11 protein-coding genes are annotated in these 12,567 nt (G+C 35.3%); 5 read left to right on the top strand and 6 right to left on the bottom strand.

All coding sequences use genetic code 11. The features are described from left to right. Positions 1-20: 20 nt before the first annotated feature. The 3 genes from AC623_RS10850 (at position 21) to AC623_RS10860 (ending at position 3,111) form a co-directional block, all read left to right on the top strand. Positions 21-2,156 carry a tyrosine-type recombinase/integrase gene (locus tag AC623_RS10850; RefSeq protein ID WP_049662442.1) on the top strand — a complete coding sequence of 712 codons (2,136 nt, stop codon included), beginning with the start codon at positions 21-23 and terminating at the stop codon, positions 2,154-2,156. Next, positions 2,149-2,544 (top strand): DUF6262 family protein, encoded by a 396-nt coding sequence (locus tag AC623_RS10855; protein ID WP_049662443.1) that lies wholly within the window; start codon positions 2,149-2,151, stop codon positions 2,542-2,544. Before AC623_RS10850 ends, AC623_RS10855 begins: the two co-directional genes overlap by 8 nt. Before the next feature lie 87 nt (positions 2,545-2,631). Further along, positions 2,632-3,111, top strand: a complete 480-nt coding sequence (locus AC623_RS10860; protein WP_049662444.1) for a hypothetical protein — start codon at positions 2,632-2,634, stop codon at positions 3,109-3,111. Between the two features lie 138 nt (positions 3,112-3,249). Here AC623_RS10860 and AC623_RS10865 read toward each other — a convergent pair whose 3' ends face one another. Further along, entirely contained in the window at positions 3,250-3,447 is a 198-nt protein-coding gene (locus tag AC623_RS10865; protein ID WP_049662445.1) for a hypothetical protein, read from the bottom strand. A gap of 374 nt (positions 3,448-3,821) precedes the next feature. Here AC623_RS10865 and AC623_RS10870 point away from each other — a divergent pair, with 374 nt between their 5' ends. Further along, positions 3,822-4,100, top strand: coding sequence for a hypothetical protein (locus AC623_RS10870; RefSeq protein ID WP_049662446.1), 279 nt, complete (start codon positions 3,822-3,824; stop codon positions 4,098-4,100). A 325-nt stretch (positions 4,101-4,425) separates the two neighbouring features. On the opposite strand, the gene AC623_RS10875 is transcribed toward AC623_RS10870, so the two are convergent. From AC623_RS10875 to AC623_RS10880, 4 genes are all read right to left on the bottom strand, one after another. Next, the gene (locus AC623_RS10875) at positions 4,426-5,265 is read right to left on the bottom strand and encodes a YitT family protein (protein WP_049662447.1); all 840 of its coding nucleotides are present in this window, start codon (positions 5,263-5,265) and stop codon (positions 4,426-4,428) included. Between the two features lie 259 nt (positions 5,266-5,524). Beyond that, positions 5,525-5,653, bottom strand: coding sequence for a hypothetical protein (locus tag AC623_RS22120; RefSeq protein WP_269429914.1), 129 nt, complete (start codon positions 5,651-5,653; stop codon positions 5,525-5,527). A 364-nt stretch (positions 5,654-6,017) separates the two neighbouring features. Then, positions 6,018-6,287, bottom strand: coding sequence for a CotD family spore coat protein (locus AC623_RS21060; RefSeq protein ID WP_082174401.1), 270 nt, complete (start codon positions 6,285-6,287; stop codon positions 6,018-6,020). A gap of 260 nt (positions 6,288-6,547) precedes the next feature. Beyond that, positions 6,548-7,204: a DedA family protein gene (locus AC623_RS10880; RefSeq protein ID WP_049662448.1), complete on the bottom strand. Its 657-nt coding sequence runs from the start codon at positions 7,202-7,204 to the stop codon at positions 6,548-6,550. Between the two features lie 2,639 nt (positions 7,205-9,843). On the opposite strand from AC623_RS10880, the gene AC623_RS10890 reads away from it, so the two are divergent. Further along, entirely contained in the window at positions 9,844-11,244 is a 1,401-nt protein-coding gene (locus tag AC623_RS10890; RefSeq protein ID WP_049662450.1) for an MFS transporter, read from the top strand. Positions 11,245-11,741: 497 nt separating this feature from the next. Here the strand turns inward: AC623_RS10890 and AC623_RS10895 are convergent. Further along, positions 11,742-12,567, bottom strand: an 826-nt coding sequence (locus AC623_RS10895) for a serine hydrolase domain-containing protein (RefSeq protein ID WP_197090963.1), incomplete at its 5' end; no start/stop codon positions are given.

A 12,567-nucleotide genomic window follows, 5' to 3' on the forward strand; every position in this document is an offset into this window, starting at 1 on the left:
GTATTTTAGGAGGAAAGCCATTGGATAAAATCATAGCAAGTAATTCACTTCCACAAAGCGAGTATTGGGACTTAATCACTTCCACCCTCTCCTCTTACGAGGTTAAAGATATTTCCAACGATGGAAAAGTAACAAGAAGAGTTGTGAAAGATAATTACTTTTTAGTCAAGGACGTTTGGAATGTAACTGATATCGGTCAAATCCCAAACTTTCACGAACAATTCAAGAGATACAAAAGAAAAGGTAAAAATGTAAAGTTTTCTATCGAAAACCATGCCATTAGCTTAGAAATTAAATTTATTTTCTATCATAAGTTGTTTAACGATGAACTGACTTTCAGCAGCTTTTTTGGTAACTACGCAGTATATTCAAACAAATTATTTTTGTTTCTTAATGAAAAGCATCCTCTCCTACGTTCCCTGCTTGATTTAGATGTTGAGAAAACTGAGAAAGAGTGGATTTGGTGGTTAAATAACAAAGGTGTAAAAACAATTCAAACAAACAAAAATATCAAATATGGTGAATACGAGAGCAAAACACCATTAGCCTATTTCTTCCGTTCCCTTTACGAGAAATTATTCAATCTAACGGACACTCGTGAAGAATGGGAGAAAGATAGATGGGATGTTAGGGTGTTAAATGCCAATTATGGAATTGATTATAACACCTCAAAAACAGATTATTATATTGACTTTAAAAGAATTAAAAACGTTGTTTTCAGACAGTGGGTTAAAAAATATATCAAAACTAGACTACTAGGAGGAGGAAAATTTTCGTGGTCATCATCTCTTATATATTTAAGAACAGTTCCTATGTTTTTAAATTTCGTTAGTGAATTAGAGCCTGAATGGAACGATTTAAAAGGGCTAAACAGACAGCATATTGAGAGATATTTGGAGTATCTTCGATATTATGCAAAAAACAAACCTAAACAGAAAAGTGCTAATCCAAAACAATACATTCGTGATAATGTTACTCGTCTTTATACATTTATAAAAGATACTCAACGCTTTGATTATAGTATCGCACCTGAGAAACCAACTTCTAAACTACTATATTCCGAGGATTACCCAACACTTGATAAGAAATCAGATGATGATATTGATTACATTCCCGACCAGGTTTTAGAGCAATTATTTGAATATATTAACGACCTTCATCCAGACATACAACCTATCGTGTGGGTTGCTTTTAAAACTGGATTGCGTATCAGCGATACATTAGGATTAACACAAGACTGTTTAGTTCGCTTGAACGGTAAATATTCCATTCAAACCGACATTGAAAAAACTTATGTAAAGGGGCACAAAATTCCGATTGATGATAATTTAGCAGATATGATTGCCGTTTTAATACACAACTCCAAGGAACTGAGCAATGATGATAACAATCCTAGTAAATATATCTTCGTACGTTATCGTGGTTCCCGCAAGGGAAACCCCTTTCCACAAGCTTGGGTGCGACGCAAACTTAATGAATTGGCAATCAAAAAGAATATTACTGATGAATTGGGAAATGTCTTTCATTTTAAATCACACCAGTTTAGACACACATATGCAGTAAAGATGTTAAATGGCGGAGCCGATATTTTAACGGTGCAGGAGTTATTGGCTCATGCTTCTCCTGAAATGACGATGCGTTACGCCCGTTTATTGGATGATACGAAACGCAAAGAGTTCGAGAAAGTCGTGAAACAAGGTGTATTTTCCTTTGACCTAAACGGGGAGATTCATCAGGTCTCAGAAGCTGAAGACATCCCTGAAGACATCATAGATATGATGTGGAAAGACGAGAAGTTAAACGCATTGGACAATCCTTACGGAACTTGTCGAGCTAGAGTTAACGGAAACTGCCCATTAGCAGCAGAACCCCCTTGTCTCACAGCAAACGATGGAAAACCTTGTTTTGATTTAGCTGTGGGTATGACGGGTTTTGACGTTAAAAAGTATGAACTTCTTATAGAAACGACGACTAAGTGGATCGAAGCATCAAAAGAGTATGGTCGGGAGGACATGGTAAAAGCAAACGAAAAGAATTTGGAGAGATACCAAAACATTTACAAAACCATCAAAGATGGAAATGTCATTTTTGGGCGATTTGACCGAATGAAGAGACAAGTAGAACGTAAGAAAAAGGCAGGTAATAAGCATGGCTAATTTTGATCGTGAGGAGCAATTGAGAAAATTGCATGAAAGGAGAAAGCAAGCAACCAAAACTAAGGTCGAGGAAGCGATTAAACGCCTGACAAAGAACTCTAAGGCAATTAACTTTAATAGCGTGGCAGCAGAAGCTGGAGTGAGCAAAGCGACGCTTTACAACCATCACGAGCTCAAAGAGCGCATCAATTTCTTGCGAAATCAACAAGAAAAGGCGTTTGTGGACTCTCGGATTAAACGGGATGAAAACAATCAAAACGCCGTCATCGCTTCCCTCAAAAGAAGAATTGAAAAATTAGAAAAAAAGAATAAAGAACTCGAAGAGGAAAATAAGCGATTGCGTGCTAAAGAAAATGAAAAGCTTACAGATTACTTTTCAAAGTTATAATCTTATTCTACTAACGGGTCAGGTTAGTTGAATAAAGATAATGAATATATGTAAGAACGAAAAGCATTAGATGATAGGAGGGTTTGTTTGAAAAAATTCCGTGGAAAAAGGCGATATTTTCGTAATTTATCGAGAGAAGTTGCATTAGAAACCTGTAAACTACAATTTGATAAAGATGCGTGGTTTGACTTATGGCATAACCATCTTGATTTTTCTGGATATGGGAATCACAGTCTTAGGATACGAAGAAAGCACATTGAGGCACATATAGTTTTATATAAAAATATATTAAAAAAGCTTGAAACCTTTGAAAAACCTTACCAATCTTGGGTTCACATTGATGATGAAGACGCTGGTATTGATGCAGTTTTTATTCATACACCAAATCCAAACGAAGATAATTTCCCTCTTAAAGTAGAAAATTTGGACTGGAATTGCACAATCCCAACTATTTTCCAAGATTTAATTAATACAAAGGATTTTATTATTGGACACTATAAAACTCAATGTGAAGGTGGTTACATTATCCAGTCCAAGTATCAGGGAAATAAATTGAATTCTTACTGAACTAACAGGGACGTTAGCTTAATAAGAAATAAATTAGGACCACACATATTAGTTATGTCTAATATGTGTGGTCCTTTTAATATCAACTGTTTTACTCAACTAACCTAAATATAATCCTATTGGATGTTTTCATCGTCATTATAAGTCAACCAAATTCCCGTGAAACCTTGTTATTCCTTCATCTGTTACTTCAGTTTCCGCGACTCGTACCGATTGGCCCCTCACCGTAACAATGTCAGCCTTAAGCATTAGTTGGAGAACGCTATGATGAACTTCACTCCCGTACCGCCCTCTCTCTGTTATGATCTCTATCTCATATAATTTTTCTTCATTCATTGGGAACTCTCCTTTCAGCGCTATTATTACTCTCCCCCATTTTAATACAATTAACGTAAATATTCTCTTTTAAAGCTACTTGTACATGTATTCCCTTAAAATCTAGACACTTATCAAAGGACTCTAATCATACTTTATGTAGTAGACAGTCAGTTTCTATTAGCGATATCCTTCTACTTTTCGCTTATAATCTAACGTATTCGTCTTCATCACAACTTTTTATTACAGCAGGCTTTTAATACTTCGTATTTTCCAAAGCCCCCATCGGTCTCTAGCCTGTCATGATCTAACTTAAAAATGAGGACTCTCACTTTTCTGCATACTTTTTTTCTTACAGGGAATAATAACCAAAACGCTTTAAGGAGGTTATATTCTTGGATGGAATGCGGTTAAGACTGGAAGCCAAAAATCTTTACCTAAGAGTTGCTAACGTCACTCGTGACAATAAAAGCTATGTGCTCCTGACTGCCTATGATGACACTAATAATGAACTTGTTTTGGAACTAACACATGAACAAGCCGGATGGCTGGAAGACCAATTTTATGCGGCTAATCGTAGATATGAAGAGAGACTTACACATCCACAACAAGCAAACGAACCTGTACCGAATCCAATTTTAATACCAAGTGACAGACAGGAATCAACGCATTGAATGATTATAGGGTAATCAAACAACACCTTGAAGAAATTTCAAGGTGTTTTACTTCTGTTAACCTTTCGCTTATTTCTTCATAGAGCTTTCTCAAATCGTCCATAAAAAGATTTATGAAGATCTAAATAAAAAAAGTTCAACCAGAAAGTTCTGGCTGAACGATATAATACGAATGGACCCCACAGTTGAGGTATAATGTTTAGACAATAAAGCTATTTGATTTGAAAACTCTAAAAACCTTATTGTAATTTGATATTTTCTTATTATGAAGGACTTTGCTAGTGCTGCCCCTTTTAATAAAGATATTTCAGCCTAATTGTGTTCTTTACACATTTGCACTGTCCATAAAACCTTTTCCGATTACATCCCGTACATCATGGATAGCGACAAAACTTTCATCATCAATGGCCTTCACGATTTTCTTAAGCATCAGTACTTCTTGTTTATGGATAATAACATAGAGAATTTTTTTATCGTCCTTCATGTAATAGCCGTATCCCGTGAGTACAGTGATGCCTCGATGTGTTTTTTTATTAATTTGTTCGGCAATTTCTTCATAACTTTTCGAAATGATGGTGACCGCTTTTTTATGATTCATCCCTTCCACAATAAAGTCCATCACTTTTGTTCCGACGTAAAGCATGACAATGGTGACCATCAGACGCTCCGTCCCAATAATAAAGTACGAGGAAAATACCACAATTAAATCAAAAAATAGCAACCCGTAACTAATACTCCATCCAAAATATTTATTGGCAATGCGGGCAAGAATCGTGGTCCCGGCTGTTGTCCCGCCTGTTCTAATCACCATGCCGATACCAAGCCCTGCGAGGACACCGCCAAATATCGCATTCACTAGCATATCTGATGCCTCTACCCGCCAGTCATGACTAAGATGGAGAAAGAGAGAGTTAAAAATAACAGCAATAATTGTATAAAGAACAGAGGTCTTGCTTAAGAACTTATAACCAATCACAATTAAAAGACTATTTATCACGAGAGTTACGAGCCCAGGAGACCATTCAAACAAATAGTAAAGGATGAGTGCAACCCCTGTGACTCCGCCTTCTCCAAGATTAGTAGGTATGATGAGGACATTAATTGCCAAAGCAAAAATAAAGGAACCTATCATAATCGTTAAAATATCCAACAATCTTCTTTTCACATTAACACCTGCTTATCTAATTTTTGAAAAACAAACGGGCAACCCTTTCGTCTCTGTCATAGAAACGAATAGTGCCCGTACGTCTCTTTTAACTGCTTATCCCTGCATTTCTTGCATCCACTATAAAGAATCGTTAATTATTGCTTCAACTTCTTTACTTTCTAGGAAGATGAAAACTTTTTATCATTATACACTTATTGACTGCTATCTTTCTGCATTAATTTTATTTTTTATAGGAGGACGGAAACGAATTTGGATTTCAGAGGCCTCCATAGAAATTAGCACCGTTTAACCATTTTTGATAAGTGAGGTGAAGGAGCTCCTTATCGTTCTTTTTTTGAAAATGCATTGAATTAATAAAATCTAATTCTTCAGGATAATGTTCCATTCATTTTTCTCCTTTTTATGTTCAATCTATATCTATCATATCCATATAAGTTTTAAATAACATCCCTAAACAACTGGTTTTATCAGCTAAATAGAGTGCTCTTTAATCGGAAGTTTTCTGGATTTCCATAACCTCTAATGTAAGGATTAAAAAAGATCTTTCGGCTGAATATCCTTTTAACTTAAGTTGTCTTTCTCGGAAAAATCACTATAGGCAAATAAAGTGCTAACCATAAAAACGGCCGTCGACTTGTCGACAGCCTGGAAGTACTCACTAAGGCAGCACTTTAACTATTCTATCAATTAAGTTATCTATTTTCTTCACCATTACAATGACGCTGATTACATCTATGGTGATGATGAGATTACTCCACTCTTCTGCATCTAGGATGGCGAATATCTCTTCCACAATTGTAATTCTCTATAATCGTTTCATTTACTTCTCTTTCAGTTACTGGATAGAAGTGTTCATTTCTAATCACATTTCTATTGACGTTAATAACTTCAGTTGGATGAATATGTTTTACCGTACGATAGTTGGTTCTAACGTTAACGACCGTTTCAGTTGGACTTACTACTGTATTTTCATTCTGATGATTTCCACAATGCCTTCTTCTATTACAGCCAAAAAACATAAAATACACCTCCCTTTTTCTGGATACTATATTTTATGTGTTGAAGTAGGACTTGCCTTAGGTGAATCAATTAATTTATTAAAATATTTCTTAGTACTTGTTTCTATCCCTGACGCCGAGGACCGTTCATCTATCAAAAATAGTGTTGTATAAAAGCCTCTATCTATATGCGAAAGAGCCCTTTGCTGGATTAAAGGGCTCTTTCACTGTAGATAAATTGGATTCTATTCTAAAAACCTATGCGGTTCACGCTGCTTTAGTCAATGACTCTGTTTTCTCTTATTTTCTAGGATTGTCTGAACAACAGTCTTAGCTGCTGGAAGAAGTGAAAGGACTATAACAATGATCGTAACCAAGCCGAAATTATTTTTAATCAAAGGAATACTGCCAAAAAAGAACCCAGCCAGCGTCATGGAAAAGACCCATAAGCATCCCCCTGCAATATTGTAAAAAACAAACTTTTTGAAATTCATTTTACTAATACCAGCAACAAAAGGAACGAATGTCCTTATAATAGGAATGAAGCGGGCTAATACAATAACAAGAGGACCTTTTCTCTCGTAAAAATCCTGCGCTTTTAATAGATACTCTTTATTGATTAGCTTAAAGCGACTTTTTTCGAAAACTTTCAAACCGACAGTATGTCCTATCCAAAAGTTAACTGCATCGCCGATGATCGCTCCAAGAGACAAAATCACTAGTAACATCCCTATAGACAAAAGATTCTGAGCCGCTATCGACCCTGCTACGAATAGAAGCGAGTCTCCGGGAAGAAATGGTGTAATAACTAATCCTGTTTCACAAAAAAGAATCAAAAATAAGATGAAATATGTCGAGGAGCCATATTGGCCGATGAGCGATAATAAGTGTGTTTCTATGTGTAATATAAAGTCAATGATGTGCTTAATTTCCTGCATTATTTATGCTCCTTTACCTTTTACCAGCTTAACTTCCTCAGCTTGTTATTTAACAGGTAACTATTCATTTTTCTGTGAAGTTTTTTAGTACTAAAGTTAAATCCCTGCATTCATTCGATTGGAAGCTTAGCAACTGGAAAGGTAATCATAAAGGTTGTTTCCTTGCCTTTTTTACTTTCCATACGGATAATTTTTTATATTTTTAATGTGCCCATTCTTAAAGGCCAGTCTGAGACTTTACTTCCTTACTTATTAACTCTATAGAATCTGCTTGAGATAGAAGATTTACACTTTCCCCCTTTGCCAATGTCTTGTCAATTTACCTTTTCCTTATTTTATTTTGCTTGTTTATAAACTGATGTCCTTACTTCTTTATTCTAAAAGGATTTTAAAAAATTTGAAAGAAAGAACCCTATTTACAACAAACAAAGAGATCATCTCCTGCTTTTATTCGTTGCCATTATCTATTTCACTGCCATTTTCCTCGGCTTCGACATTTAACACTTTACTCGATCTAGCTGCTCCATCCCTTTTTCATTGATCCTGTCAACAATATAGCCAAAAATGCATTTTTCCTTTATCAATTCTCCTGCCCAGTCCTTACCTTGAGAATAAATAGTTTAACAACAAACGATTTACGAACATTCTTTTGGCTTTTCCATATAGAACCAATCTATTTGATATATAGGAATTGTCATCCATTCTTACGACAGATTTTTATTTTCTCGCGTTGTGTATAATGCCAATAAATTACAGCAGATTCCTTTCCGCTTATATTAAAATACTAGATACTTTCATTTTTACTCCAATAGCCCTTATTTACTTGTAGATCCATAACAAACTCTTTATTAACCCACTCTCCCCTTACCCGTCAAAGAAAGTTCTTTCTGGCTCTCAGTCTTTTCTATACATCATTTTATATATCTTTAATTTCACAAGTTTTCTGGCCTTCAAATCAATTTTGCGGCTGCCTAAAAAGAATGATGAAACAGTAACGCAAACTGCGATATAAAAGAAAAAAATAAAAACCCCTAGTTAATTTAAATTAACTAGAGGTTTTTCGTAACTATTTTGCAACGCTTTATCAATAACTGAAATTGTACATTCAATATCATTATACGTTTTAGTAATAAAACTTCTCAAACATGTTATTTGATAACCATTCTTTTGATAGCATATGGAAAATAGTGGCGTCCCATCATCATGTTTAAAAGTTAGTGATATTTCACAAGTAGGGTACTCTTTTAGAGTTTCTAACATTGTTTTTGTGTGGTTTACAGACATATCTTACTATGCTCCCTTCTACTAAGATGAGAAGGTGACTAAGAACAGTCTCTAAGTTCTCAAAATAATTTAATTTTATTTCTACTGCAACTATAACATAATAGTTTTTTCAAATAAAAGGTTTTTTGGATAAAAACGGATTACGATGTTGCATAATTCGCCCACCCTATCCATTAAACGCCCTAGCTGTGTACTATCATTCAGAGATTTTGCAAATACAACAGGATGCCCTTCATGCAGCATGATCCTTTACTGTTCAACAGCAGGTCAAAATTGTTTACTATAACACTAGGTACTCGTTTTGGCTTTGGTCATGACTACTTTGAAAAGTCAATTTCCACCACTAAAGACTCATAGTATGAGCCTGCTTCAACTACTTTAATCATAACATGATCGTCATTTTCTCATTTGTATCGAAAAAAATCAACCTTTGGTATTTCATGGCCTTTCAACTCTTTAGATATGGTTAATTCGCTGCCATTTTCCCCGTAACCCCCCTCAAAGACTCAACAGCTACTCCATACTCGCTATCAAGAAGGGCATATGTTTGTACATACATTGCTCTTATTTCAACCTTGTTAATATTATTTAGGAAACATCGGTTGATACTGTATATGACCTGGCAGGCCCTCTTCTCTCTTCGTTAGGAACATTTGTAAGAAAGGGGAGAGAAAAGTATAGAAGCAGGCATATTAAAAATAGTGACCTACAAGCTTTAGCATGATAATTCCTCCTTTATTGAATTGTAAGGAAAAAAATTTTTAATACTCAATACTTCACCCTTAATGTACATTGAAGGCCCTAGCTGTCAAATTAAGCCGCAGTCTTTTCAAATGCAATATACTTGCTGCTTTGTTGTATTCAAAGTTCTTAAAGCAAAAATAGTGGCAAACACTTAGTTGACCTCATGTCTCATAGTATTGGACGCGTTTTGAAATATATTGTTTCCCCCTTAATAAACCTTTTCGAGGGAATATAAAAACACCCATAAGGGGTTACCGTAAGAAAAAACGAATATTTTTCTGTTTTTGTATCAACATAACTAACATCCAAAGTTAAGTTTACTGCCTAATAGAGCCCATTTGCCGGCAGCTATAGGTCAGTCGTTACTCTCTATTAGGAAGAATGGTTACATGAAGACCACACAACTATACAAAACGTTAAAGGATTTACTTCTTTAAAAGGGCTTTATGTCAGGGCACCGTATTTGCCTAACCTAGAACGAGTTGGTCTTGTGAAAAACAAAATTCTATACAGGATCTCATTGGAGAAAACACCCAAAATCTATTTGTACCCCAATTTAAGTTTATTTCTTATTCTTACATATCTGTATTTCATGGAGTTGACATAATAAAATGAAATTTAACAAGAAAAAAATCAACGTTGTAGATATTCAACGAACGAAGAAAAGCGTGTTTGCAACAGGAGTAGGAAACGCTATGGAATGGTTTGATTTTGGCTTATATTCCTATTTAGCTGTTATTATTAGCCAAAACTTTTTTACTGCTGTTGAGAATGATGAACTCAAACTAGTGTTCACATTTGCAACATTTGCCATTGCCTTTTTAATGCGCCCATTAGGCGGTGTTATTTTTGGTAAAATCGGAGATAAATCAGGAAGGAAAGTCGTTTTAACAACCACGATTATTTTAATGGCGTTTTCCACATTACTAATCGGTTTATTGCCTACATATGATCAAATAGGTATTTGGGCACCCATCCTCTTATTAATAGCTAGAATTATTCAGGGTTTTTCAACTGGCGGCGAATATGCTGGTGCCATGGTCTATATTGCAGAGTCTGCTCCAGACAATAAACGCAATGTGCTTGGAAGTGGATTGGAAATTGGTACACTCACTGGTTATATATTAGCTTCACTACTTGCCAGTACACTATTTATTACTCTATCTGATCAACAGATGGCCTCATGGGGTTGGAGAATACCATTTCTACTCGGCTTGCCTTTAGGACTTATCGGGTTGTACCTAAGAAAAAGTTTAGAGGAAACACCAATTTTTGAAAATGAACTATCTGATGATGAAGTCGAAGAGGAGAGCTTCCGATCTATTTTAAAAAACCACAAAAAAGATATCCTCGTGTGTTTTGTAGCTGTCGCATTCTTTAATATTACAAACTATATGCTCTTATCGTACATGCCTTCTTATTTAAATGAGATTATTGGCTTATCTAGTACAGTAGGAACCGTATTAATTACAGCTGTCATGATTATTATGGTGCCGCTTGCATTCATGTTTGGAAAACTTAGTGATAAAATTGGAAACAAAACGGTATTTTTAATTGGTCTAGGCGGATTAACTCTATTGTCTGTGTTTTCTTTTTATTTAATAAACTTGAACGACTTAATTTTTATTTCGTTAGGTATTCTCATTCTTGGTGTTCTGCTTTCAACCTATGAAGGCACCATGCCTGGATCATTGCCAACGATGTTCTATACCGATATTCGATATCGCACATTATCAGTAACCTTTAATGTCTCTGTTTCAATTTTTGGCGGCACTACCCCATTGGTTTCCACATGGCTAGTGCACCAAACGGGGAATAACTTAGCACCGGCTTTCTACCTAACAGCCGTCAGTATTATCGGATTTTTAGTGATACTATTCTTGTTCAAGAGTACTTCAGGAAAATCTCTAAAAGGGTCTTATCCAACCGTTGCTTCTAAGGCTGAATATAAAGAAGCTGTCGAAAATCCAAAAGATTCATTATGGTGGCAAACAGAACAAAGAGAAGAATAAACCGAATGAAAAAGCCTCTACTCCATTGAACTACCCGAAATACAGACGCTCAAAAAAGAGCGTCTGTATTTCGGGTTAAGGTAAAGAAACCCCTTACTATTGTTACATAAGGGGGATGTTTTTATAAGAAAAAACCGACTACTTATTCAAAAAAATTTAAATATAAAGGAATTAAGTCTACAAAGTATTGCACCGCACTACTGTGAGCTTGCTCATTATATTGGAAATATCTATGTTATTAGGCGTCGTTGCCAAACCTTTAAAACCTTATTTTTTAAAATATTATGAAATTCAAGAGGAGCCCGTGCTAAGCCCCCTTGAATTTCTGTACCGTTCACGCCAATTTCTTTAGAAACTTTGCATTTTCTTCAAAAGCGATGCTTTGCGAGACAGGCCGTCTATTTAATTTAGCTTGTTGAACTAAAGCACCCTTTAGCTTAAGTACACTCCTTCACAATCTTCTATTCAACAATGATTTAGTGAAGTGCATGATGGAATCAGGTTAAAGGATTTATTAATTTATATAAAATTGTAGCCCACCAGTCCATAACTCCCCATTTTCTTCCTAGTCGAATAGCAAGTGTATTGTTTTCTGGGCTAACGTATAGAACTTGACCTAATGCCCCTAAAGCAAAATAGTCATTATTTGTTTTGTTATTTAGATGTCCCCACCATAAATATTTATAATATGCTTTATTGTGATTAAACCACATTTTTCCCCAAGGATGTTTTTGATAGTATCGAAAATGGTCACAATTAGACGGCACATTATTTGGACTTACTGATTCTTTGATCCAATTTTGGCTAATAATTTGTTTCCCTTCCCATTCACCATTTTTTAAGTATAAACTGCCGAACTTAGCTAGATCTATTGCGGTCATTACCAACCCGCTCTCAATCTTTTCAAAGGAGTGCTTTTCACTATCTAATATCATAAAACCCGGAAATTCCATTCCTAACTGACTCCATATCTTCTCATAAAAAAAGGCTGTTACACTTTTGCCTGTTGTCCTTTCAAGAATAAGCCCTAATAGTAACAAATGATAATCATTATAATGAAAAAAGGTATCATTAGTATCTTCTACAACGTTCAGTGCCAATTCCCTTGCATTCGGATACAAATAAACTTTTGCCTCGTCTCTCCACGGAAAATGACCTTCCTTGAACTTTATTCCTGCGTCCATTTGAAGAAGATGTTTGATTCTGATATTTCTTAGTTTTAGTTCGGGTATATAAGAAAAAACGAAATCATCTACACTTTTTATATAGCCATCAGTAATAGCAATTCCAACAAGAGCAGAAATAAATGATTTTGTAATGGAG

Origin of the sequence: Bacillus sp. FJAT-27231 (assembly GCF_001183975.1) — a bacterium.
GTDB classification, from domain to species: Bacteria; Bacillota; Bacilli; order Bacillales; family Domibacillaceae; genus Pseudobacillus; species Pseudobacillus wudalianchiensis.